The organism is Streptosporangium sp. NPDC001681, from assembly GCF_040298085.1.
GTDB lineage: Bacteria > Actinomycetota > Actinomycetes > Streptosporangiales > Streptosporangiaceae > Streptosporangium.
In genome coordinates this window covers 1-22,472 of record NZ_JBEOZN010000039.1, presented here as the reverse complement: position 1 = coordinate 22,472, position 22,472 = coordinate 1, and the positions used below count along the sequence as shown (strand labels likewise).

Genomic DNA, 22,472 nt, shown 5'->3' with positions numbered 1-22,472 from the left:
TGACGTTCCAAGGAGAGACATGGCCGACTACGGGCACGAGCTGCTGTTCGGAACCTTCCTGACCCCGGTCGCCGAGCAGGCTCAGCGGGTCGTCGCGCTCGCCCAGCTCACCGAGCAGGTCGGCCTGGATCTGGTGACCGTGCAGGACCATCCGTACCAGGCGCGGTTCCTCGACACCTGGACGCTGCTGTCGGTCATCGCGGCGAGCACCTCGACGGTGCGGGTGTCGCCGAACGTGGCGAACCTGCCGCTGCGCCCGCCGGCGGTGCTGGCCCGCAGCGTCGCGACCCTGGACATCCTCAGCGGCGGCCGGGTCGAGCTCGGGCTCGGGGCGGGTGCCTTCTGGGACGCCATCGCCGCCGTCGGCGGCCCCCGGCTGAACGCGGCGCAGGGGGTCGACGCCCTCAAGGAGGGCATCGAGGTCATCCGGGCCGTCTGGGCGACCGGCGGCGGGTCCGTACGGGTCGACGGTCGGTATCACCGCGTCTGGGGAGCCCACCCCGGCCCGGCGCCCGCCCACGACGTCGGCATCTGGCTGGGGGCCTACAAGAGGCGGATGCTCGACCTGACCGGGCGGCTCGCGGACGGCTGGCTGCCCAGCAGCGCCTACGCCGCCCTGGACGCGCTCCCGGCGATGAACGCCGCCATCGACGAGGCCGCGGTCGATGCGGGACGCTCACCCGGTGACGTCCGGCGCCTGTACAACATCTCCGGCGCCTTCACCGGCTCGGGACGCGACTTCCTCCAGGGACCGGCGCAGGTCTGGGCCGAGCAACTCGCCGAGCTCACCCTCACCCAGGGGATGAGCGCCTACATCCTGGCGAGCGACGACCCCGACGACATCCGGCGCTTCGCCGCCGAGGTCGTTCCCGGCGTCCGCGAACTCGTCGAGGCCGAGCGCGGCGGTTCGGGGCCGTCCGCCGCCGACCGGTCCGGGGCCGCCGACGCCGAGGTACGCGGCACGCCGGCGGCCGTCGTCCCGCCCGTCCGGGGTGGCGGCTCGCCAACGACCGGCACCCCGCCCGCCCAGATCAGGGGCGCGGTCCCCGCCCTGGGAGTCACGCCCACCCCGGACGACGGCGTCCGGCTCGCCGACGTCCAGGTCTGGGACGAGAGCACCCGTCCGACAGGTCCTGATCCCGACCCGGATCGCACCTACACCGCCCGGCAGCGGGCGGCCGGGCAGCACCTCGTCGACATCCACGACCACCTTCGCAAGGAGCTCACCGAGATTCGCGGGCTCGTCGACCAGGTCACCGCCGGTGCCGTGGATCCCGGTGCCGCACGCTCGCACATCAACACGATGACGATGCGCCAGAACAACTGGACGGTCGGCACGTACTGCGAGTCCTACTGCCGCGTCGTCACGACCCACCACACCCTGGAGGACCAGAGCCTCTTCCCGCACCTGCGCCGTTCGGACCCCAGGCTCACGCCCGTCGTCGACCGCCTCCAGCAGGAGCACCACGCCATCCACGAGGTCCTCGAAGGCGTCGACCGGGCGCTGGTCGCCTTCGTCGGCCGGCCGGACGGTCACCAGGAACTACGGGCGGCCATGGACCTGCTCACCGACACGCTCCTTTCCCACCTGTCGTACGAGGAGAGGGAACTGGTCGAGCCGCTCGCCAGGCTCGGCCTGCACTGAACGCCACGCGCGGGTTCGGGGCAGGGCTCTCCTGGCGACCGGCGACCGGCGACCGGCGACCGGCGGTGAAGCGGGAAGCCTGACCCGTGAGAGGCGCGCCAGGGTGTCTCAGGACACCTCGGCGACCAGGCGCTTGCGGAAGACCCAGTACGACCACGCCTGGTAGCCGAGCACGAACGGCAGCGCGATCAGGCCGATCCAGGTGAGCATGCCCAGCGTGTACGGGCCGGAGGCGGCCTCGGCGACGGTGAGGCCGGGGAGCGGGGCGGGCCACAGGGCGCCGAACAGGGCGCCGCCGCCCAGCGCGATGGACGAGGCGGTGGCGGCGAACGCCCAGCCGTCCCGGCCGCGCCAGGTCAGCGCGATCCCCGCGGCCAAGGCCGCCATCGAGGCGAGCGCGCCCGCCCAGAGCCACGGGGCCGCCGACCAGCCGGCGGCCACCGCGTCCGTGGCGGGGATGTTCGGCAGTGCCACCACCGCGGCGGGCAGCGCCACCGCGGCGGCGATCATCGCGGCGCGCCGGGCACGGGAGCGCACCGGCCCCGAGGTCTTGAGCGCGACGAACACCGCCCCGTGCAGCACGCACAGCGAGAGGGAGAGCACCCCGCCGACCAGCGCGGCCGCCGCGCTGTTCCGCAGCAGGTCGGCGAAGACGGCGCCCCACAGGAACGCGGGGAGCGCGCTGCCGACCAGCACGCTCAGGTCGCACCAGGCGCGGTCGGAGGCGTGCTGGACCTTGCCGCGCCACTCCAGGCCGATGCCACGCACGATCAGCCCGACGAGGATCAGCGTGATCGGCAGGTAGAACTCGCTGAGCAGCCCGGCGTACCAGGCGGGGAAGGCGGCGAACATGGCGCCGACCGCGGTGATCAGCCAGACCTCGTTGCCGTCCCAGACCGGGCCGATCGTGCCCAGGACCTGCTTGCGCTCGGCCTCGTTCCTGGCCAGCGCCGGTGCCAGCATGCCCACGCCGAAGTCGAAGCCCTCCAGCACGAAGTAGCCGATCCACAGGAACGCGATGAGTACGAACCAGAAGGTGGTGAGTTCCATGATGGTCGCCTTCAGTACATCAGGGTCGGCTGGAGCCGGACGTCCGCGGTCTGGTCGTCGCGTGAGGGCGGGGTGAGGGGCACGGCGGGAACGGCGGGTTCGGGGCCTGCCTTGACGTGGCGGATGATCAGTACGGCCTCGGCCACTGCGAACACGCCGTAGACCAGGGTGAAGACCGCAAGTGAGATGGCCACCTCGGTGAGGCTCACGCCGGGCGACACGCTCGCCGCGGTGAGCAGCTCACCCTGGACGGTCCACGGCTGGCGGCCGATCTCGGAGAGCAGCCAGCCCGAGATCATCGCGATGGTCGGCAGCGGCAGCGCCAGCAGGGCGGCCCTGGCGAACCAGGCCGGGATCTCCTGCTGCGGGTGCTTGCCGCCGCGGCGCCTTCGGGTCAGCCAGAGGCCGAGAATCGACAGGCCCACCGTGGCCATCCCGAAGACGATCATCACGCGGAAGGACCAGAAGACCACCGGCAGGTTGGGCAGGTAGTCGGCCGGGCCGAACTGCTCGGTGAACCGGGTCTGTATGTCCGCCGTGCCCTGGACGACCGCGTTCGGGTCGTTGGTGGACAGGAAGCTGAGCAGTTTGGGGATCTCCACCCCCGGCACCGGGGAGAACGCCGCGCCGGCCGTGTCGTGGGTGAGCCCCTCGGCGGCGGCCAGCTTCATCGGCTGCTGCTCGTACAGCAGCTTGGCGGACATGTCCCCGCTGACCGCGACCACCGCGCCGGCGATCGCCGTCATGGCCAGCGCGGCCCGGATCGGGGTCCGCCAGATGCTCGGGGTGTTCCGCCGCGCCGTGGCGGCGCGCCGCTCCTTCAGGACCTGGTAGCCGCAGATCGCCAGCACGAAACCGCCCCCGACCACGAAGGCCGCCCCCACCACGTGGGGCACCTGCGCGAGGGCGGCGGAGTTGGTGAGCACCGCCCACAGGTCGGTCATCCGGGCCTTGCCGTCGATTACCTCGTAGCCGACAGGGTGCTTCATCCAGGCGTTGGCGGCGAGGATGAAGTAGGCGGACACGGTGGAGCCGATGACCGCGATCCAGATGGTGGCCAGGTGAACGCGTTTGGGCAGCTTGTCCCAGCCGAAGATCCACAGACCGATGAAGGTCGACTCCAGGAAGAACGCGAGCAGTGCCTCCAGCGCCAGCGGGGCGCCGAAGACGTCACCGACGAAGATCGAGTACTCGCTCCAGTTCATGCCGAACTGGAACTCCTGCACGATGCCGGTCACCACGCCCATCGCGAAGTTGATCAGGAAGATCTTCCCGAAGAACTTCGTCAGCCGCAGGTAGTGCTCCTTGCCCGTGCGGTGCCAGGCGGTCTGCAGGCCGGCCACGAAGACGCCGAGGCCGATGGTCAGGGGTACGAACAGAAAGTGGTACACGGTGGTCACCCCGAACTGCCACCGGGCCAGGTCTAGTGCGTCCATCTTCCCTTCGCGTTCCCCTCGCGGGCCTGTTGCTCTACAGCTCGTAGTTCTATCCTTAGTAGTACTACAAGCTGTAGAGCAAAAAGAGGGTGGGGCGCCGCGAGCTGGTGCGATCTTTGTCACATGGTCCGGTGCGAGACCGCACTTCTCGGCCGGACCGAGACCGCCCTTCGGCTCGCGGCGCCGGCTCTCCTCCTGCCGCGGGGAGTCGCCACGCATGTCCCGTCACATGGACGCATCCCCGCCGCCCGCCATCCCCCCGGAGGCGTGACTCCATGGTGGGGCGGGAGGCACCCCCGGGGCGTCCACCTCCGGAGTGATTTCGAGGTACGCCGCGCGGGCGACACCGCGAGCCTCCCGCGCCGGATTCAGGGCCCTCGGCACCGGGTTCGGTGACTCCCGGTCGCCGGTGACGGCCGCGGCGGGACGGCGACCGGAAACCCGGCCGAGGTTCCCGGTCGGTGCTAGCGGGTCGCCGCCTTCGAGGTCGCCGCCTTCAGGTACGCGTCGAGGTTGCCGAGCTCGAACCCCCGGCGCCTGATCTTGGCGACGAGGATCTCGAAGTCACGGGCGAGGTTCGGACGGAAGTGCAGCAGCAGCACATCGCCGGGGCGGAGCTTCTTGTCGGGCACCTGGTAGGCGATCTTCCCGCCTGGCTGCACGGTCGCGGTCCAGAGCAGGAGCGCGTCGATGCCGCAGGCCTTGGCGGCCCTGCGGGTCAGAGTGTTGTGGTTGCCGAACGGAGGGCGGAACAGGGTGGGCGCGGTGCCGGTGTGCCTGCGGATCAGTGTGGAGGCGCCGCAGATCTCGGCCTTCTGCCCCTCGTAGCCGAGCGCGGGCAGGTTCGGGTGGGTCAGCGTGTGGTTCTCGATCGTCGCCCCCGCGTCGCGCAGGTCGCGTACGTACCTCCACTTGCCCGCGCCCAGGAACCTGCCGCCCTGGGCGGTCGGGTCGGTCGCGCCCCTGGCCTCCACGGCGTCGCGGGTGACGAAGGCCGCCACGGGGATCCGCTGGTCACGGACCTGTGCCACGAAGCCGGGATCCTGCTCCCAGCCGTCGTCGATGGTCAGGAAGACGACCTTCCGCCTGGTGGGGATGGAACTGATCACTGGAGGCAGGCCGTCAGCGGGACGGGGGATCACGCCCACCTCGCCCGGTCTGGGCATCGCACCCGGCGGCCCTGCCGGTGTCTTCGCGGCCCGGCCGTCCCCGCCGGCGGGGGCCTTCCCCGCACCGGAGGAGGCACCCGGCGCGGGGGCGGCTCCCTCGCCGGCCCCGCCGTCCAGGCCGGGGGCGCACCCGGCGCTCACCGCCAGGGCCGTCGCCGTCGCCGCCGCTCTTATCGTCCAGTACGTCCCCGATGCCATGGGCGACCATCCTGCCAGCAGCCGGGAGTCTGTTCGATCATGCCGCGCGAGGGCGATTCAAATGGCTATGTTGTTGTAATTCCTTGATCACGGCATTTGGCGGGGTAGGGTCAGCACTACCACGAGTAGGGGTGGGAGCGGGGGTTTGCGAGCGCGGTGAGCACGCAATCCTGGGAAAGTCATCATGCCCGGTTGACGTAGATATATGGCGTCGCCGGTTGACGTAATCATTCGAGTGATCCGGCCCATCTGAGGAGAACCGTGACCAACTCCACCGCGATCGACGACGCGGATCCCCCCGCCCCCCTTGAAAGCGTGGAGCGGGGTAGTGATTTCGCCCGCCTGTCGCGCCGGATCACCCAGGCGGGGCTGCTGGACCGGCGCCCCGGTTACTACGCCGTACGGCTCGGCCTGGTGGCGGCCTCCTTCATCGGCGGCTGGGCCGTCTTCTTCGCCGTCGGCGACTCGTGGTACCAGCTGCTGGTCGCCGCCTTCCTCGCGGTGGTGTTCGCGCAGATCGGGCTGGTCGCCCACGACCTGGCCCACCGCCAGGTCTTCCGCTCCCGCCGCTCCAGCGAGCTCGCCGGGCTGGTGGCCGGAAACCTCGCCATCGGCATGAGCTACGGCTGGTGGATGGACAAGCACACCCGCCACCACGCCAACCCCAACCACGAGGACCACGACCCCGACGTCGCCCCCGACTTCCTGGTCTGGTCGCACGAGCAGGCCGCCGAGAGCAGGGGGTTGTCCAGGCTCCTGGGTCGCCGGCAGGCGTTCCTGTTCTTCCCGTTGCTCACGCTCGAGGGGTTCAACCTGCACGTGTCCAGCGTCCGGGCCCTGCTGCGCCCGACGACCAAGAACCGGGCCGTGGAGGCGGCGCTGCTGGCCGTGCACGCGGTCCTGTACCTGGGCGCGCTGTTCACCGTGCTGTCGCCGGGCAAGGCCGTGGTCTTCCTTCTGCTGCACCAGGCGATCTTCGGCGTCTACCTGGGCTGCACCTTCGCGCCCAACCACAAGGGGATGCCGATGCTCAGGGGCGAGGAGAAGCTCGACTTCCTCCGGCGCCAGGTGCTGACCTCGCGCAACGTGCGCGGCGGCAGGGTCCTCGACACCGTGCTCGGCGGGCTCAACTACCAGATCGAGCACCACCTCTTCCCCAGCATGCCGATGCCCAACCTGCGCCGCGCCCAGCCGATCGTCCGGGCCTACTGCGAGGAGCTGGGTGTCGACTACCTGGAGTCCGGGATCGTCAGCTCGTACGCACAGGCGCTGCGCCACCTGCACGACGTGGGCGCGTCCCTGCGAGCCGGAAGCCCCGCGCCCGGCTGACCCCGGCAGGTCTCGTGCGTCAGAGCGGCAGCACTGACAACGAAGGGTCGCGCCGGCGGGCAGATGTTGCTGTTATCCGCCCGCCCCGAAATTGCCTAGGGTGCTGATGTGAAGCTCGCAGGCAGTGCCGTGCTCGGCATCGACAGAGATCGTGTGTGGTCAGCGCTCCAGAACCCGGCCGTGCTCGTACGCACGATTCCGGGGTGCGAGCGCCTTGAGGAGACGGGCCCGGACACCTACCGGATGACCGTCACCGCGGGAGTAGCCTCCATCAAGGGCGTCTACCAGGGCGAGGTCGCCCTGTCGGAGCCCGAGGCTCCGGAACGGTTCGTGCTCAAGGCTCGCGGCCAGGGCGCCCCCGGCACCGTGGACGCCACGGTGCAGGTCCGTCTCAGCGAGGTCGAGGGCGGCACCCGGATCGACTACGACGCCGAGGCCGTGATCGGCGGCATGATCGGTGGCGTCGGCCAGCGCATGCTCGGCTCCGTCGCGAGGAAGACCGCGGGTGACTTCTTCTCCGCGGTGGAGAGCCATCTCGTCTCCGGTGTATCCGGTGTCTCCGGCGAGGCCCCCGTCGCCACGGTACCCGCGGAGGCCGCCGCACCCGCCGCGCCGGGAGTGACGGTCGAAGCCGGCCCCGCGCACGTCTTCGAGCGCCCGGCGAAACAGCCCAGAGCCGGAGTCCCCGCCTGGTCGCTCCTCGCCGCGTTCGGCATGGGCGCGGGCGTCGCGCTCGGCAGCGCGGTGATCGGCTGGCTGCTCGGCCGTACCGGCAGAAAGCGGTGACGTCGCTCACAAAAGGAGAGGGGTAAGCGCTTCCGCAGGCGGCGGCGCCGAGGGGTGTCAATGGCCCTGCCAGCAGGAACGTTCGAGGAGTCGATCATGCCTCGATGAAGGATCTACGGTGTTCGGGGCAGCGGTCCGCGCGTTTGACCAGGCAAACTTACGCCTTTTAGGATCCTGGCGTACGTCTGCCACGACGGGTCACGGGGGAAAATGGAGCCGCTGCTGATCCTGCACGCCGTGGCGGCGGTGCTCGCTCCGGCGCTGGTGCGCCGCTTCGGCAGGGCCGCGTTCCTCATGCTCGCCGTGCCGCCGGCCTGCGGGTTCGGCTACACGATCTGGATCGCCCTGACCGGCGTTCCCGTCGAGTCGCACCACGACTGGGCGCCCGGCCTCGGCCTGGGGCTGTCCTTCCGCGCCGACGCGCTGGCCCTGCTGATGATGGCCCTGGTCACGGGCGTGGGCGCGCTGGTCGTGCTGTACTGCTCGCGTTACTTCTCCGCGGGCGCCGAGGGGCTGGGCCGGTTCGCCGGGGTGCTCGTCGCCTTCGCCGGGGCGATGCTCGGGCTGGTGGTCGCGGACGACCTGCTGCTGCTGTACGTGTTCTGGGAGCTGACCACGGTCTTCTCCTACCTGATGATCGGCCACGACCCCGCCAGCAGGACCAGCCGCCGCGCCGCGATGCAGGCGCTGATCGTCACCACGTCCGGTGGCCTGGCGATGCTGGGCGGCATGGTCATGCTCGGCGAGGCGGCGGGAACGTACCGCATCTCGCGGATCGTGCAGAGCCCGCCGTCCGGCGGCCTGGTGGCGGTGGCGGTGGTGCTGATCCTGGTCGGCGCGCTGTCGAAGTCGGCGGTCTTCCCGTTCAGCATGTGGCTGCCCGCCGCGATGGCCGCGCCGACCCCGGTCTCGGCCTACCTGCACGCCGCGGCGATGGTGAAGGCGGGAATCTACCTGCTCGCCCGCCTGGGCCCGGCTTTCGGGGAGCTCGCCGCCTGGCGGTGGACCGCCGTACCCCTGGGCCTGCTCACCATGCTGCTCTGCGCCTGGCGGGCGCTGCGCGAGCACGACCTCAAGAAGCTGCTCGCCTACGGCACGGTGAGCCAGCTGGGTTTCCTGACGGTGCTGTTCGGCGCGGGCACCCGCGACACCGCGATCGCCGGGGTCGGGATGCTGCTCGCGCACGCGCTGTTCAAAGCCTCCCTCTTCCTGGTCGTCGGCATCATCGACCACGCCACGGGCACCCGCGACCTGCGAGAGCTGAGCGGCCTGCGGCGCTCGGCGCCGTGGCTGGCCGCGGTCGCCACCGGAGCCGCCGCCTCGATGGCGGGCATCCCGATGTTCCTGGGGTTCGCCGGTAAGGAGGCCGCCTTCGAGTCGCTGCTGACCGGACGGGGCATCGACACGGTGGTGCTCGCCGGAGTCGTCCTCGGGTCGGCGCTCACCGCCGGCTACAGCGCGCGTTTCCTATGGGGCGCCTTCGCCGCCAAGCCCGGTGTCGAGCCGGTGTCCGTGCACTCCTTCGGCGCCGCGCTGTTCCTGCCGCCCGCGCTGCTCTCCGTGCTCGGCCTCGCCGTCGCCCCGTTCGCCGCACGGTACGGCGAGGCGATGCGGAGCTACACCGACACCTTCCCCGGGCCCGGCCACGGCACCCACCTCGCGCTGTGGAGCGGCGCCCCGGTGCCGCTGCTGCTCTCGGCCGTCGCGCTGGCGGGTGGAGCGCTCCTCTTCCTGGCCAGGAAACCGCTGGCGCGGATCGGGGAGGCCCTGCATGTGATCGATTCCGGCCGGGCCTACTGGGGTCTGGTCCGCGGGCTGGAACGTTTCTCCCTGCAGCTGACCGGCGTCGTCCAGCGCGGCTCGCTGCCCGACTACCTCATGATCGCATTCGTCTCGGTGGCGGCGGTGGGGGTCTTCTCGCTGGCGTACGGCCCCGGACCCGACCTCCGGCTGGACGTGGTGGCCTGGGACCGCATCGAGCAGCCCGTCATCGGCGTGCTCATCATCGCCGCGACGGCCATCGCGCTCAGGGTGCGCTCCCACATCGTGCTCGTGCTGGTGGCCGGCCTGACCGGGTACGGCACGGCGCTGCTCTTCCTCGTCCACGGCGCGCCCGACCTGGCGCTGACCCAGTTCCTCGTCGAGACGCTGAGCCTGGTCGTGTTCGTGCTGGTGCTGCGGAGGCTTCCCCTCGGACCGAGGGAGGAGCGGGGACGGCTGTCGTTCGGCGCGCGGCTCACCCTCGGCATCGTGAGCGGTGTCGTGGTGGCGGGGGCCGGCATGTTCGCGATGAACGCGCGGCAGGCGACACCGATCGGCACGCTGATGGCCGAAGCGGCGAAGGAGGCCGGGGCCGCCAACATCGTCAGCGCGCTTCTGGTCGACATCAGGGCCTGGGACACCATGGGGGAGAGCTCCGTGCTCGTCGTGCTCACCCTCGGCATGACCGGCCTGATCTTCCTGCGCAGCCGCTCGTACGCGCCGCAATCCCCGCCGGAGAGAACCGGGGAGGAGCCCCGGACGTACTGGCTGGCGACCACCCTGCCGCCGGGGCAGCGGACGGTGGTCCTTGAGTTCGTGGCCCGGGTGACCTTCCACACCGTGATGCTGGTCTCGGTCTTCCTGCTGTTCACCGGGCACAGCGGGGTGGGCGGCGGGTTCGCCGGAGGCATCGTGGCCGGCCTCGCCCTGGTCCTGCGCTACCTCGCCGGAGGCAGGTACGAGCTGGCCGCCGCCGCACCGGTCGCCCCCGGGGTGATGATCGGGCTGGGGCTCCTGCTGTCCACGCTCACCGCGCTGGTGGGGCTGCTGGGCGGCGCCGGAGTGCTGGACATGCTCTCCGCCGACCTGTACGTCCCGCTGGTCGGCAAGCTGCACCTGTCGACGGTGCTCCTGTTCGACCTCGGGGTCTACATCACGGTGATCGGCATGGTGCGGGACATCCTGCGCAGCCTGGGCGCCGAGCTGGATCGGCAGATCGACGAGGGGGAGGGCCGGTGACCGCGCCCGTGCTGCCGCTCCTGGTGGTCGCCGTGCTCGTGGCCGCGGGGGTCACGCTGCTGCTGGAGCGGAGCCTGGTCCGGCTGCTGGCCGGCGTCATCCTGCTCAGCAACGGGGTGAACCTGCTGATCCTCACCGTGGGCGGGCCGCCGGGAGAACCGCCGATCCTGGGCGCCTCCGCCCCGGAGCGGATGGCCGACCCGCTGCCGCAGGCCATGGTGCTCACCTCCATCGTCCTCACGCTGGGCGTCACCGCCTTCCTGCTTGCCATGATCCATCGATCCTGGCAGCTCACCGGTGCCGACGAGGTGCAGGACGACACCGAGGACCGCCGGGTGCGGCTGCGCGCCAGGCGAGGCGAGCTGAGCCAGGCCGTGCTCGACCGGCAGGCGGCGTACCAGCGGCTGGTCCGCGAGCAGCGCGCCGAGCTGGCCCGGCTGGAGGAGGAACACCACGAGTGGGAGCGCCGGGAGGCCGAGGAACTGGAGCAGCGGATCCTGGACGTCAACGTCGACCTGGGCCACTGGTTGCAGGAGCACAAGAACGACGGCCTGTCCGCCGAGCGGCTCGCCGAGCGTTTCGCCGAGGCCCAGCAGGCGGAGGACGTCTCCAAGGAGGGCCGGGAGAGGCGCCTCCGGGAGGTGCGCGCCGAGTTCGACCGCAGGCAGCGGGAGCAGGCGGCGCGCGAGCGTGAGATCCGCAAGCGGCTCCGCGCCCGCCAGCGCGACGCCCGCAGGCAGATGCGCGCCGCGATCCGGGAGGACCGGGCACGACAGGCCAGGGCGGAAGATCCCGAGCTGGAGGGGGAGGACTGATGGAGGCGCTGATCCCGGTGCCCGTGGTGCTGCCGCTGCTGGCCGTCGGTCTCAAGCTGGCCATCGGCCAGAGGCTGCGCAGGTTGCAGGCGCTCATCAGCGTGGGCACGCTCACGGTGGTGCTGCTCGTGTCGCTGGTCCTGCTGTTCGCGGCGGATCGGCAGGGGCCGCTGGTGGCCCACGCCGGGGGCTGGGGCGGGCAGATCGGCATCGCGCTCGTCGCCGACCGGCTCTCCACGCTGATGCTGGCGGTCTCCTCCGCGGTGACGCTCTGCGTGATGATCTACTCGCTCTCCCAGTCCTGGGCCGACCAGGAGTACAAGGCCTCACTGTCGATCTTCCACCCGGCTTACCTGATCATGGTCGCCGGAGTGTCGGACGCCTTCCTCTCCGGGGACCTGTTCAACCTCTTCGTCGGGTTCGAGATGCTGCTCGGCGGCTCGTACGTGCTGCTGACCTTCGGCGGGACCGAGTCCCGCATCCGGGCGGGCGCCACCTACACGGTGATAGGACTGGCCTCGTCACTGCTGTTCCTGGTCGCGATCGCGGTGACCTACGGCGCCACGGGCACCGTGTCGCTGGCGCAGCTGGCCGAGCGCTTCTCGGTGCTGCCCCAGCATGTCAGGCTGCTGGTCGAGTTGACGCTTCTGCTGGTCTTCGTGGTCAAGGCCGCGATCTTCCCGATGTCGGCGTGGCTGCCCGACTCGTATCCGACCGCGCCCGCCCCCGCGACGGCGCTCTTCGCCGGGCTGCTCACCAAGGTCGGCGTCTACTCGATCATCCGGCTGGAGGCACTGCTGTTCCCGGGCGGTCCGGTGGGCGGCATACTGATGTGGGCGGCGCTGCTGACCATGCTCGTCGGGGTGCTCGGGGCGGTGGCGCAGACCGACATAAAACGGATGCTCTCCTTCACCCTGGTCAGCCATATCGGCTACATGGTGTTCGGAGTCGCCCTGTTCAGCGTCCAGGGCATGGCGGGGGCCATCTTCTACGTGGCCCACCACATCACCGTGCAGACGAGCCTGTTCCTGGTGACCGGCATGATCGAGCGCCGCACCGGCACCACCTCCCTGGAGGGTCTCGGCGGTCTGGCGAAACTGACACCCGTGATCGCGGTGCTCTTCTTCGTGCCCGCGATGAACCTGGCGGGCATCCCGCCGATGTCAGGCTTCCTGGGCAAGCTCGGGTTGATCCAGGCGGGAGTGGCGAACGGCGGTCCGATGGCCCTGACCCTGGTCGCCGGAGGGCTGGTGACCAGCCTGCTCACCCTGTACGCGGTGGCCACGACCTGGAACAAGGCGTTCTGGCGGGTGCCGCCCGCGGGAATGGTCACCGAGGGGGGAACCGTGCTGGAGACCCAGGAGGACACCCAGGAGGACAGGGACGGAGCGGACCCGAAGCCCGCCGCCGGGGCCGCCGACGAGGCGATCGTCACCTCCGTCACCATGCCGAAGCTCATGTTCGCCTCCACGGCCGCCCTGGTGGCGCTGGCCCTGTCCTTCACCGTGCTGGCCGGCCCGCTGTCCGCCCTGTCGGAGCGGGCCGCGGAGGAACTGCTGGCCCGCGAACCGTACATCTCCGCGGTGCTCGGCGGTGAGCGGTGAACGAGCCCCGCCCGACGTTCACGGTGCTGCGGCTGCTGGGCAGGCCCGTGCCGCTGCCGCAGGTGCTCTGGCTGACGCTGATCTGGCTGCTGCTCTGGGGAGACCTGAGCGTGGGCAACGTGCTCGGCGGCCTGCTGGCCGGGCTGGTCCTCGTGTGGCTGCTGCCCCTACCGATCCAGGACACCGGCATCCGGCTCCACCCTGTCAAGATCCTGCTGTTCCTCATCCGCTTCTTACGGGACATGGTGATCTCCAGCTTCCGGGTGGCCTTCTGGGCGCTGAGACTGGGCAAACCGCCGCCGGTCCAGTTCGTCGAGGTGAGACTGCGCGCCTCGTCGGAGTCGATGGCGGTGCTGGTGACGGTGGCGCTGTCGGCGCTGCCGGGCAGCCTGGTGCTGGAGGCGAACGTCCGGGAGAGAACGCTCCTGCTCCACGTGCTCGGCGTACCCGGTGACCCGTCGACGGTCAGCCAGGTCACCCAGGATGACGTGACCCGGTTGGAGAACCGCATCGTGGCCGCCTTCGGCACTCGCGCGGATCAGGAGGAGGTGCGATGACGACGGTTTACCTGATCGCTCTGGGACTGCTCGCCGCCGCGGCGGCGATGACGCTCTACCGCCTGGTGCGCGGTCCGACGATGCTGGACCGCGCCGTCGCGCTGGACGTGCTCACCGCCGTCGTCATCTGCGCGATCGGGGCGGGGGCGGCGACCTACCGGGAGTACTCGATGCTGCCCGTGCTGCTGGTGCTCTCCCTGCTGGGGTTCGTCGGCTCGGTATCGCTGGCCAGGTTCTTCTCCGGGCGTGCCCGGTGACCGCGATGGACGTGGCCGCGGCCGTCTGCCTGCTGCTGGGGGCGACGCTGGCGTTCGCGGCGGGGGTGGGCATGGTCAGGTTCCCCGGCACCCTGGCGCGCATGCACGCGGCGACCAAGCCCCAGGTGCTCGGCCTTCACCTCATCCTGCTCGCCATGTGGCTGCGCGACCCCAGCTGGAAGATCGCCGGCGTCATCATCCTGGTCGCCGTCTACCAGGTGGTGACGGCCGCGGTGGCCGCCTACATGGTGGGAAGGGCCGCCTATCTCACCGCGAAGCCGCAGGACGACGGCGACGACGGCACGGCCGTACCGTCTCCCGGCGACGCTCGCGCCCAGTAGTGCTCTGTCAGGTGTCAGCGAGTCCTCACCGGTTCGCCGGACGGTCCCGGCCGTCCGGCGAACGTGGGTGGACATCGCACCGGCGGAGGCGGAACCCGAGTCCGGCAGGCGTCCACCGGGCCTTGGCCGAACACACCGAGCGCGAGGTGTATCCGGACGTCGTCGCACGGGCCGAGGCTGAGTTCACCGAGCTCCAGGTGCGCACCTGACCGGCTGCGTTACCGCAGGTCAGGCAAATTCCCCCGATTTTTGTTACGACGGCAACCCCGCCAGGGCGCCGGTGTAGATCTCGACGGCCTCCTCGATCCGGGGAGTCTCGCAGTACTCGTCGGTGACGTGTGCCTGCTCCGGCTCCCCGGGGCCGCAGATCACGGTGGGTACTCCGCCGCAGGCGGCGACCAGCACCGAGGCGTCGGTGAAGTAGCTGGCGGCCGGTCGGTCGCCCGGGGGGCGGGCCCCCGCGGTGAGCAGGGCCCGCACGAAGGGGTCGTCCGGGTCGGTCCACACCGAGGGCAGGTCGGTCAGCACCTCCAGCGAGGTCTCCCCGCCGAGCCTCTCCCGGAGCCGCTCGCGTAGCTCCGCGTGGTCCTGGCCGGTGACCGTGCGTATGTCGACGGTCGCTTCGGCGAGGTCGGGGACGGAGTTCACGTTGATCCCGCCGTGTACGGTCCCCACGTTCGCGGTCGGCGCGCCGAGCCAGGGGTGGGGGGGAACGCCGGGATCGAAGCGCTCGACGGCGCCGATGGCACGGGCCAGCTTGTAGATCGCGTTGTCACCCAGGTGGGGCATCGAGCCGTGAGCGGTCCGGCCTTGGGCGGTCGCCTTCAGCCAGAGCGCGCCCTTGTGCCCGAGCAGGGCGCGGTTCGCGGTGGGCTCGGCCACCAGCAGCCCCCGGGATCGGCTGACCAGCCCACGGGCGATCATGTCGATCGCGCCCTCGCAGCCGGTCTCCTCTCCCGCGGTGAGGACGATCTCCAGCGCCACCCGGCGGCCCGGCCCGCGCGCGTGCCGCTCGGCGGCGACGACCAGCGCGGCCACTCCGGCCTTCATGTCGCTCGACCCCCGCCCGTAGAGCCGGTCGCCGTCCACCTCCGCGGCGTGCGGCTCGTGCGTCCACGCCTGGCCGCCCAGCGGAACCGTGTCGAGGTGACCGGTGAGGGTGACGGGCATGCCCGTTCCCCACCGGGCCACCAGTCCGGTACGGCCGGGCGCGTGGTCGTGCGCCCGCACCTCGAAACCGGCGGCCTCCAGCCTGCGGGCGAGCGGCTCGGCGACCGCGGCCTCGCCACCGCCCACCGAGTCGATCCTGATCAGCTCGCGGGTCAGTTCCACGACGTCGGTCATGTCGTTTCCTTGTCTTCCTGACCGTCCCCGGTCATGGTTCCTCCGGCTCCGGCGGTGACCACGCCCCTGGTCACGGGGCGGCTGGTCTGCCGTACGACGAGCCGGGGGGCGATCGCGATGCGCTGCGCGGGCCGTGGATCGCCCACCCGTACCTGGTTCAGCAGGCGTACCGCCTCGGCCGCCATCTCCTCCACGGGCTGGCGCACCGTGGTGAGCGGCGGGTCGCACATCGCCGCGTGGCCGACGTCGTCGAACCCCACCACCGATATCTCCTCGGGAACCCGCACACCGCCGAGCCGCAGTGCCCGCAGCAGGCCGACCGCGATCTCGTCGTTTCCGCAGACCACCGCGTCCGGCAGGGCGTCGCCGGCGAGCAGTGCCTGCCCGGCCTCGAAGCCCCAGGCGAGGGTGAACTCGCCGAGCAGCGGCGGCAGGGAGGCGATCCCGGCACGGGCTGTGGCGAGCTGGAAGCCGGCCAGCCGCAACCTCGCGGAGGAGTTCATCAGGCGGCTGCTGACGAAGACGACGGAGCGTGCTCCTCCGGCGACCACGTGGTCGACCGCCTGGGCCAGCGCCGAGTCGTCGTCCACGCCGACCCAGTCGGCTCCGCCGCCCTCGATGTAGCGGTCCACCTGTACCAGGGGCACCTGCCGGGCCGCGTTCAGCACGGCCGGCGCGCTGGCCTCGAAGTCGCACGGGCTGATGATCAGGCCGTCCACCCGCCGGGCCAGCAGCGTGTTCAGCCGCCGGGCCTCGATCTCGGGTGTGTACAGGGAGGCGCACAGCAGCAGGTCATGTCCGGTCTCCTGGAGCTGATGCTCCACCGACTCGACGATCGTGGTGAAGAACGGGTTGCCGATGCCGGGAACGATCATGCCGATTGTTCCGGTGGTCTGGTCGCGCAGTGCCTTGGCGATGGCGTTCGGCCGGTAGCCCAGTTCGGTGGCGGCCCGGGTCACCCGCTCGGCCACCTCGGCGGTGACCTTGCGACGCCCGGACAGGGCACGCGAGGCCGAGGCCACGGAGACGCCGGCCGCTCTGGCCACGTCGTGGATTGTCACGCCCATGTTGTGTAATCGATTTCCCTGGTCGCGCTGAGGATAACCGGCCGCCTCCCCGTCATGTGAGCTCGCTCATGTGCGGGTTGTTAGAACCATAGAGCGTCCGCGGCCTTACGTCACCTTGACGGGAGTTTGCCCTGGTGGCTACCATCCCCGGACATTGGTAATCGATTACCAACCCCCCGCTGTATCAGCGTCTCGAAAGGCTGATTCGATGGCACGACCGACTCGCTTCACCCGCCTGACCGCCGTCACGGCGATCCTTGCCACCGGCCTGCTGGCCGCGGCATGTGGCGGCACGGACGCTTCCGACGCCGCGCCCTCGGCCGACGGCGGAGAAAAGCCGAAGATCGGCCTGGTGCAGATCAACCAGCAGGCGATCTTCTTCAACGAGATGAACGCCGGCGCCCAGCAGGCCGCGAAGGAGGCGGGCGTCGACCTCACGATCTTCAATGCCAACGACGACCCGGTGAAGCAGAACGAGGCCATCGACAACTTCGTCCAGCAGCAGTTCGACGGCGTCATCGTGGTGGCCATCGACGTCGAAGGCATCAAGCCCGCCGTCAAGATCGCCAAGGACGCGGGACTGAAGGTCGTGGCCGTCGACGCGATCGTGGACTCCCCGGCGGTCGACACCCAGGTGGGCGTGGACAACGAGGACGCGGCCAAGCAGATGGGCACGTTCGTCAACGAGTGGGCCAAGAAGCAGAATGTGGCCGCGCCGAACATCGGCGTGGTCGGCGCGCTCAACTCCTTCATCCAGAACGTGCGCAAGGACGGCTTCAACTCGACCGTCGAGGCGGCCGGCGCCAAGATCGTCCAGACCGTGGACGGGCAGAACAAGCAGGAGGCCGCCCTGGCCGCCGCCGAGAACCTGCTCACCTCGCGCTCGGACCTCACGGCCGTGTACGCCACCGGGGAGCCCGCGCTGCTCGGCACGGTGGCCGCGGTGAAGTCGCAGAACGCGAGCGACCGGGTCAAGGTCTTCGGCTGGGACCTCACCGCGGAAGCGATCGGCGGCATCGACGCCGGCTTCGTCGCCGGAGTCGTGCAGCAGGACCCCAGGACCGAGGGCTACGAGGCGGTCAAGGAGGTCAAGGCGCTGGTCGGTGGCGCGCAGGCCAAGAAGACCATTGATGTGCCCGTCACGATCGTGACCCAGGAAAACGTCGACAAGTACCGTTCCACGTTCAAGTGAGCGGCGGAGAGACCCCTATGACCGACTACGAGGCGACCGGCGCGGACCGTGTGGTCATGCGCGACATCCGCAAACGCTACGGAATGGTCGACGCACTGCGCGGGGCCAATCTGCGGGTCGGTGCGGGCGAGGTGGTGGGACTGGTCGGCGACAACGCCGCCGGCAAGTCCACCCTGATGAAGGTGCTGGCGGGCACCGTCGTGCCGGACTCCGGGCAGATCGTCTTCGATGGCCGCCAGGTGTCCTTCGCCACCCCCCGCGACGCTCGCGAGCTGGGGATCGAGATGGTCTACCAGGACCTCGCGCTCTGCGACGACATCGACGTGGCGGGCAATCTGTTCCTCGGCCGTGAACCGCGCCGGGCCGGTGGCCTGCTGCTGGACATCAAGCGGATGCACGAGGACGCGCGCCGGCAACTCGACGCGCTCAACATCCGGATCCCCCTCACCGACATCCCGGTGGGAGGGCTCTCCGGCGGCCAGCGGCAGGCGGTCGCCATCGCCCGCGCGGTCACCTTCGGCCCCAAGCTGCTCATCCTCGACGAGCCCACGGCCGCGCTCGCCGTCGCCGAGGTCGAGACCGTGCTGGAACTGATCAAGACCGTCTCCTCCCAGGGGGTCTCGGTGATTCTGATCACCCACCGCCTCCAGGACCTGTTCCGGGTCTGCGACCGGCTCTGCGTGATGTACGAGGGGACGCTCCGCGCCGACCTCGACGCCCGCACCACCAGCCTGGAGCGGCTCGTGTCGGAGATCGTCGCCCACGACCAGCCCGAGGGAGCGCGGTCATGACCGTCACCAGTGAGAGGGTGGTCACCACCCGATCGGCCCGCCTCACCGCACACATCGGCAGCCACGCCCAGACCATCGCCATCGGGGCCGTGCTGGTCCTGCTGCTGATCTTCTTCTCGTTCTCCGCCGACCGCTTCGCCAGCGTCGGCAACCTGCTCAACCTGATCCGGCAGATCTCCCCGACCCTGATCGTCGCGGTCGCGATGACCTTCGTGATCAGCACCGCCGGCATCGACCTGTCGGTCGGCTCGACGGTCGCGCTGTCCGGATCGTTGCTGGCGATCGTCCTGCAGCAGGGCTGGGACCCTACCCTCGCGCTCATCGCGATCCTCGCGCTCGGCGCGGCGATCGGGTTCGTCAACGGCTGGTTCTCCTCCTACCAGGGCATCCCGGCGTTCATCGTCACCTTGGCCATGCTCTCGATCCTGCGGGGCACCGCCCTGCGCGCGACCGAGGGGTACTCCACTCCGATCGACGGTGAGTTGTGGATCGTCCAGCTCGGCCAGGGCCGCATCGCCGGAGTGCCGGTGCCGGCCATCCTCGCCGTGGTGATCGCGCTGCTCGGCTGGCTGGTCCTGACACGCACGCCGTTCGGCCGCTACGTGGTCGGTCTCGGCTCCAACGGTGAGTCGCTGCGCCGTACCGGTGTGAACACCCGCAGGGTCGGGCTCACCGTCTACGTGCTGGCCGGCCTGGCCGCCGCGCTTGCCGGAGTGCTGATCGCCACCCGGCTCAGCTCCGGGTCGTCGAACGCGGGCACCGGGTTCGAGCTGGAGGTCATCACGGCCGTCGTGCTCGGCGGGACCAGCCTGTTCGGCGGACGGGCCAGCATGCTCGGCACCATCTTCGGCGCGCTCACCCTCGGCGTCATCGCCAACGGCCTGGTGCTGCTGCACGTCTCGCCGTTCTACGTGCAGATCGTGCAGGGCAGCATTCTCCTGCTGGCCATCTTCGCCAACAACAAAATGTGGGCGAGGTTCGGCGCGGTGCGGAAATGACCGGCCGGGCCGACGCGACCGCGACCACGGTGCTCGGCGAGGTGCCCGTCGCCGAGCTCGGCATCACTCTCTGCCACGAGCACCTGCGCAACGACGGCGCCAGCGCCTGGCACCCCGCCCCCGAGGGCGACGCCGAGGGCGAGCTGATCGCCGGCTCGCCGGTGCGGATGGAGTTCCTCGGCCGGCTGAGGCTGGACCCCTACCTCTCCCGCGACAACGTGTCCCTGGACGACACCGGTGTGGCGATCGAGGAGGTGGCCCGATTCGCGGCCCGTGGGGGCCGCACCGTGCTGGACGTCACCCCGGAGGGCATCGGCCGCGCCCCGGCGGAGCTGGTCCGCATCGCCCGTGCCACCGGCCTGAACATCGTGATGGGCTGCGGCTTCTACCTGGAGCGCACCCACCCGGCCCGGGTTCGCGGGATGAGCGCCGCCGACGTCGCCGACGAGATCGAACGAGATCTGGTCGACGGCGCCGGGGGAGTACGTGCCGGGGTGATCGGGGAGATCGGGATCTCCCCGGACTTCACCCCGGCCGAGGAGAAGGTGCTCCGCGGCGCCGCCCGAGCCCAGGCCCGCACCGGCGTGCCGCTCTCGGTGCACCTGCCCGGGTGGGTACGGCACGGCCACCGGGTGCTCGACGTCGTCGCCGAGGAGGGCGGCCTCCTCACGGCCACCGTGCTGTCACACCTGAACCCCAGCCTGCGTGAGCGCGACTACCAGGTATCCCTCGCCACCCGGGGGGCCTACCTCGGATACGACATGTGCGGCATGGACTACCTCTACCCCGGCGAGGGCCAGTCGCCGTGCGACGAGGAGAACGCCGCCGCCGTCGCCTGGCTGGTCCGCGCCGGCCTGGGCGGCCGGTTGCTGCTCTCCCAGGACGTGTTCCTCAAGACCATGCTGGTCCGGTACGGCGGAACCGGCTACGCGCACATCCTCACGCATTTCGTGCCGCGTCTGCACCACCACGGGCTGACCCCCGAGGACACCGACCGGCTGCTCGTCGCCAACCCGCGCGAGCTCTTCACCACCCCGAAGACCCTCTGAAGGAGACAATATGACCCGCGTGCTGGTCGCCGGCGAGTCGTGGATGAGCGTGTCGACCCACTACAAGGGGTTCGACGAGTTCACCACGACGACCTACCACACCGGCTTCGAGCCGCTGCGCGACGTACTGGTGGCGGACGGCATCGAGGTCGACCATCTACCCGCGCACGACGTGCCCAAGCTGTTCCCCGGGACGTTCGAGGAGCTGGCGGCCTACGACGTCGTCGTGCTCTCCGACATCGGCGCCAACAGCATCCTGCTGCACCCCGACACCTGGCTGCACAGCAGGAAGTCGGCGAACCGGCTCGACCTGCTGGCGAGCTGGGTGGAGCAGGGCGGCGGCCTGGCGATGGCCGGTGGCTATCTCAGCTTCCAGGGCATCGAGGCGAAGGCGGCCTTCCGCGGCACCCCTGTGGAGCGGGTGCTCCCCGCCCGGATCGCTCCCTACGACGACCGGGTGGAGACCCCGCAGGGTCTTCCGGGCGTCGTCGTCGATCCGACCCATCCCATCGTGGACGGGCTGCCCTCCGACTGGCCCGACCTGCTCGGCTACAACCGCTTCGAGGTCCCCGAGGACGCCCGGCTGCTCGCCACCGTCGGCGCCGACCCGCTGCTCGCCGTACGGCAGGCGGGGGCGGGCCGCACTCTCGCCTGGGCCTCCGACATCGCCCCGCACTGGTGCCCCGAGGAGTTCGTCACCTGGGATGGTTACCGCACCCTCTTCACCCGGGCCGTGCGCTGGCTGGCGAAGGAGATCTGACATGCCGATCCCGGTGATTCTCGACTGTGATCCGGGGCACGACGACGCCCTGGCCATCCTGCTGGCGGTGGCCGACCCGGCGATCGACCTGCGCGCGGTCACCACCGTCGCCGGCAACCAGACCGTGGCGAAGACCGCCCTCAACGCGCGGCGGATGCTCAGCCTGGCGGGGGTGACCGGGGTGCCGGTCGCGGCCGGTTGCGACCGGCCGCTCGCCGGCCCGCTGGAGATCGGCGACTATGTGCACGGGGAGAGCGGGCTGGACGGCCCGGCCTTCGGCGAGCCCGACGTGCCCCTCGATCCGCGCCACGGTGTCGAGCTCATCCACGACACGCTCGCCGCCGCCGACGAACCGGTGACGGTCGTGGCCATCGGGCCGCTGACCAACATCGCCACGCTGCTGCGCCGCCATCCCGGCGACCGCGACCGGATCCGCGAGATCGTGATCATGGGTGGCTCCACCGAGCGCGGCAACCACACGCCCTACGCCGAGTTCAACATCTACGCCGACCCGGAGGCCGCGGCGGAGGTGCTCGGCAGCGACATCCCGACCACCTGGGTGGGGCTCAACGTCAGCCACCAGGCGCTCGTCACCACGGACGTGCTCGACCGCATAGCCGCGCTCGGCACCCCGCTGGCCCGTGTCTGCGTGGAACTTCTCACCTTCTTCGGCTCCAGCTACCACCAGACCTGGGGATTCGAGGCGCCCCCGCTGCACGATCCGATCACCGTCGCCTACCTGATCGATCCCGCGGTCCTCACGCATGTCCGGGTGGGTCTGCGGGTCGAGCTGGATGGTGAGCACACCCGGGGCGCCACCGTGGCCGACCTGCACGGCCGGATGGACTGGGAGCCCAACGCGAACGTCGGAACCGTACTCGACCGGGACCGGTTCTGGGACATCATGATCGGTGCGATCGACACCCTCGGCTGACGCCCGGACACCGGCCAGGGGCCGCCGCGCGGTCTTCGGCCGCCCACGCGTGCAGGTGGGGCGCCGACCCCGGGGCGGGGGGCGCCCGGTAGATGCCCGCCCGGGGGGGCCGGGGGGGGGGGGGTGGGCGGGGGGGGGGGGGGGGGCCGC

Annotated in this window: 20 protein-coding genes; 15 read left to right on the top strand and 5 right to left on the bottom strand. The window is 70.8% G+C overall.

Going from position 1 to position 22,472, the window contains the following annotated elements:
• The first annotated feature begins 19 nt into the window (after nucleotides 1-19).
• Nucleotides 20-1,645, top strand: a complete 1,626-nt coding sequence (locus ABT130_RS19360) for an LLM class flavin-dependent oxidoreductase (protein WP_350957011.1) — start codon at nucleotides 20-22, stop codon at nucleotides 1,643-1,645.
• A gap of 108 nt (nucleotides 1,646-1,753) precedes the next feature.
• Here ABT130_RS19360 and cydB read toward each other — a convergent pair whose 3' ends face one another.
• The 3 genes from cydB to ABT130_RS19345 form a co-directional block, all read right to left on the bottom strand.
• Complete coding sequence (cydB, locus tag ABT130_RS19355) at nucleotides 1,754-2,695, bottom strand: cytochrome d ubiquinol oxidase subunit II (RefSeq protein WP_350929428.1); 942 nt, start codon at nucleotides 2,693-2,695, stop codon at nucleotides 1,754-1,756.
• 11 nt (nucleotides 2,696-2,706) lie between these two features.
• Nucleotides 2,707-4,131, bottom strand: coding sequence for a cytochrome ubiquinol oxidase subunit I (locus tag ABT130_RS19350; protein ID WP_350957009.1), 1,425 nt, complete (start codon nucleotides 4,129-4,131; stop codon nucleotides 2,707-2,709).
• Nucleotides 4,132-4,595: 464 nt separating this feature from the next.
• On the bottom strand, nucleotides 4,596-5,498 hold the full coding sequence (locus ABT130_RS19345) for a polysaccharide deacetylase family protein (RefSeq protein WP_350957007.1): 903 nt from the start codon (nucleotides 5,496-5,498) through the stop codon (nucleotides 4,596-4,598).
• A 261-nt stretch (nucleotides 5,499-5,759) separates the two neighbouring features.
• On the opposite strand from ABT130_RS19345, the gene ABT130_RS19340 reads away from it, so the two are divergent.
• The 8 genes from ABT130_RS19340 (at nucleotide 5,760) to mnhG (ending at nucleotide 14,187) form a co-directional block, all read left to right on the top strand.
• Nucleotides 5,760-6,827 (top strand): fatty acid desaturase family protein, encoded by a 1,068-nt coding sequence (locus tag ABT130_RS19340; RefSeq protein WP_451935132.1) that lies wholly within the window; start codon nucleotides 5,760-5,762, stop codon nucleotides 6,825-6,827.
• A 108-nt stretch (nucleotides 6,828-6,935) separates the two neighbouring features.
• The gene (locus ABT130_RS19335; protein ID WP_350957005.1) at nucleotides 6,936-7,613 is read left to right on the top strand and encodes an SRPBCC family protein; all 678 of its coding nucleotides are present in this window, start codon (nucleotides 6,936-6,938) and stop codon (nucleotides 7,611-7,613) included.
• A 210-nt stretch (nucleotides 7,614-7,823) separates the two neighbouring features.
• Nucleotides 7,824-10,613: a Na+/H+ antiporter subunit A gene (locus ABT130_RS19330; RefSeq protein WP_350929437.1), complete on the top strand. Its 2,790-nt coding sequence runs from the start codon at nucleotides 7,824-7,826 to the stop codon at nucleotides 10,611-10,613.
• Entirely contained in the window at nucleotides 10,610-11,428 is an 819-nt protein-coding gene (locus tag ABT130_RS19325; RefSeq protein ID WP_350957003.1) for a Na(+)/H(+) antiporter subunit C, read from the top strand. Before ABT130_RS19330 ends, ABT130_RS19325 begins: the two co-directional genes overlap by 4 nt.
• Nucleotides 11,428-13,032: a Na+/H+ antiporter subunit D gene (locus tag ABT130_RS19320; protein ID WP_350957001.1), complete on the top strand. Its 1,605-nt coding sequence runs from the start codon at nucleotides 11,428-11,430 to the stop codon at nucleotides 13,030-13,032. The genes ABT130_RS19325 and ABT130_RS19320 overlap by 1 nt, the downstream gene beginning before the upstream one ends.
• The gene (locus ABT130_RS19315; RefSeq protein ID WP_350929443.1) at nucleotides 13,029-13,589 is read left to right on the top strand and encodes a Na+/H+ antiporter subunit E; all 561 of its coding nucleotides are present in this window, start codon (nucleotides 13,029-13,031) and stop codon (nucleotides 13,587-13,589) included. The genes ABT130_RS19320 and ABT130_RS19315 overlap by 4 nt, the downstream gene beginning before the upstream one ends.
• Nucleotides 13,586-13,846: an MrpF/PhaF family protein gene (locus tag ABT130_RS19310; RefSeq protein WP_350929445.1), complete on the top strand. Its 261-nt coding sequence runs from the start codon at nucleotides 13,586-13,588 to the stop codon at nucleotides 13,844-13,846. Before ABT130_RS19315 ends, ABT130_RS19310 begins: the two co-directional genes overlap by 4 nt.
• A gap of 5 nt (nucleotides 13,847-13,851) precedes the next feature.
• Entirely contained in the window at nucleotides 13,852-14,187 is a 336-nt protein-coding gene (gene mnhG, locus ABT130_RS19305) for a monovalent cation/H(+) antiporter subunit G (RefSeq protein ID WP_350929537.1), read from the top strand.
• A 252-nt stretch (nucleotides 14,188-14,439) separates the two neighbouring features.
• Here mnhG and ABT130_RS19300 read toward each other — a convergent pair whose 3' ends face one another.
• Entirely contained in the window at nucleotides 14,440-15,531 is a 1,092-nt protein-coding gene (locus ABT130_RS19300) for a M20 family metallopeptidase (RefSeq protein WP_350956999.1), read from the bottom strand.
• On the bottom strand, nucleotides 15,528-16,598 hold the full coding sequence (locus tag ABT130_RS19295; RefSeq protein ID WP_350956997.1) for a LacI family DNA-binding transcriptional regulator: 1,071 nt from the start codon (nucleotides 16,596-16,598) through the stop codon (nucleotides 15,528-15,530). Before ABT130_RS19295 ends, ABT130_RS19300 begins: the two co-directional genes overlap by 4 nt.
• A 208-nt stretch (nucleotides 16,599-16,806) precedes the next feature.
• Here ABT130_RS19295 and ABT130_RS19290 point away from each other — a divergent pair, with 208 nt between their 5' ends.
• From ABT130_RS19290 to ABT130_RS19265, 6 genes are read left to right on the top strand one after another with little or no spacing between them, the layout of a single operon-like run.
• Nucleotides 16,807-17,790, top strand: coding sequence for a substrate-binding domain-containing protein (locus ABT130_RS19290; protein ID WP_350929452.1), 984 nt, complete (start codon nucleotides 16,807-16,809; stop codon nucleotides 17,788-17,790).
• A gap of 17 nt (nucleotides 17,791-17,807) precedes the next feature.
• Nucleotides 17,808-18,581: an ATP-binding cassette domain-containing protein gene (locus ABT130_RS19285; protein ID WP_030923543.1), complete on the top strand. Its 774-nt coding sequence runs from the start codon at nucleotides 17,808-17,810 to the stop codon at nucleotides 18,579-18,581.
• Nucleotides 18,578-19,579, top strand: a complete 1,002-nt coding sequence (locus ABT130_RS19280; protein ID WP_030923544.1) for an ABC transporter permease — start codon at nucleotides 18,578-18,580, stop codon at nucleotides 19,577-19,579. Before ABT130_RS19285 ends, ABT130_RS19280 begins: the two co-directional genes overlap by 4 nt.
• On the top strand, nucleotides 19,576-20,628 hold the full coding sequence (locus tag ABT130_RS19275; RefSeq protein WP_350929455.1) for a phosphotriesterase family protein: 1,053 nt from the start codon (nucleotides 19,576-19,578) through the stop codon (nucleotides 20,626-20,628). The genes ABT130_RS19280 and ABT130_RS19275 overlap by 4 nt, the downstream gene beginning before the upstream one ends.
• Before the next feature lie 10 nt (nucleotides 20,629-20,638).
• Entirely contained in the window at nucleotides 20,639-21,388 is a 750-nt protein-coding gene (locus ABT130_RS19270; RefSeq protein ID WP_350929457.1) for a glutamine amidotransferase, read from the top strand.
• A gap of 1 nt (nucleotide 21,389) precedes the next feature.
• A complete protein-coding gene (locus ABT130_RS19265) occupies nucleotides 21,390-22,322 on the top strand; it encodes a nucleoside hydrolase (RefSeq protein WP_350956995.1) in 933 nt (310 codons plus the stop codon).
• Nucleotides 22,323-22,472 lie beyond the last annotated feature (150 nt).

Excerpts from the sequence above, each read along its gene's own strand:
- ABT130_RS19360 (WP_350957011.1), top strand. The coding sequence starts at position 20 with ATGGCCGACTACGGGCACGAGCTGCTGTTCGGAACCTTCCTGACCCCG.
- cydB (WP_350929428.1), bottom strand. The coding sequence starts at position 2,695 with ATGGAACTCACCACCTTCTGGTTCGTACTCATCGCGTTCCTGTGGATC.
- ABT130_RS19350 (WP_350957009.1), bottom strand. The coding sequence starts at position 4,131 with ATGGACGCACTAGACCTGGCCCGGTGGCAGTTCGGGGTGACCACCGTG.
- ABT130_RS19345 (WP_350957007.1), bottom strand. The coding sequence starts at position 5,498 with ATGGCATCGGGGACGTACTGGACGATAAGAGCGGCGGCGACGGCGACG.
- ABT130_RS19330 (WP_350929437.1), top strand. The coding sequence starts at position 7,824 with ATGGAGCCGCTGCTGATCCTGCACGCCGTGGCGGCGGTGCTCGCTCCG.
- ABT130_RS19320 (WP_350957001.1), top strand. The coding sequence starts at position 11,428 with ATGGAGGCGCTGATCCCGGTGCCCGTGGTGCTGCCGCTGCTGGCCGTC.
- ABT130_RS19310 (WP_350929445.1), top strand. The coding sequence starts at position 13,586 with ATGACGACGGTTTACCTGATCGCTCTGGGACTGCTCGCCGCCGCGGCG.
- mnhG (WP_350929537.1), top strand. The coding sequence starts at position 13,852 with ATGGACGTGGCCGCGGCCGTCTGCCTGCTGCTGGGGGCGACGCTGGCG.
- ABT130_RS19300 (WP_350956999.1), bottom strand. The coding sequence starts at position 15,531 with ATGACCGACGTCGTGGAACTGACCCGCGAGCTGATCAGGATCGACTCG.
- ABT130_RS19295 (WP_350956997.1), bottom strand. The coding sequence starts at position 16,598 with ATGGGCGTGACAATCCACGACGTGGCCAGAGCGGCCGGCGTCTCCGTG.
- ABT130_RS19290 (WP_350929452.1), top strand. The coding sequence starts at position 16,807 with ATGGCACGACCGACTCGCTTCACCCGCCTGACCGCCGTCACGGCGATC.
- ABT130_RS19285 (WP_030923543.1), top strand. The coding sequence starts at position 17,808 with ATGACCGACTACGAGGCGACCGGCGCGGACCGTGTGGTCATGCGCGAC.
- ABT130_RS19280 (WP_030923544.1), top strand. The coding sequence starts at position 18,578 with ATGACCGTCACCAGTGAGAGGGTGGTCACCACCCGATCGGCCCGCCTC.
- ABT130_RS19275 (WP_350929455.1), top strand. The coding sequence starts at position 19,576 with ATGACCGGCCGGGCCGACGCGACCGCGACCACGGTGCTCGGCGAGGTG.
- ABT130_RS19270 (WP_350929457.1), top strand. The coding sequence starts at position 20,639 with ATGACCCGCGTGCTGGTCGCCGGCGAGTCGTGGATGAGCGTGTCGACC.
- ABT130_RS19265 (WP_350956995.1), top strand. The coding sequence starts at position 21,390 with ATGCCGATCCCGGTGATTCTCGACTGTGATCCGGGGCACGACGACGCC.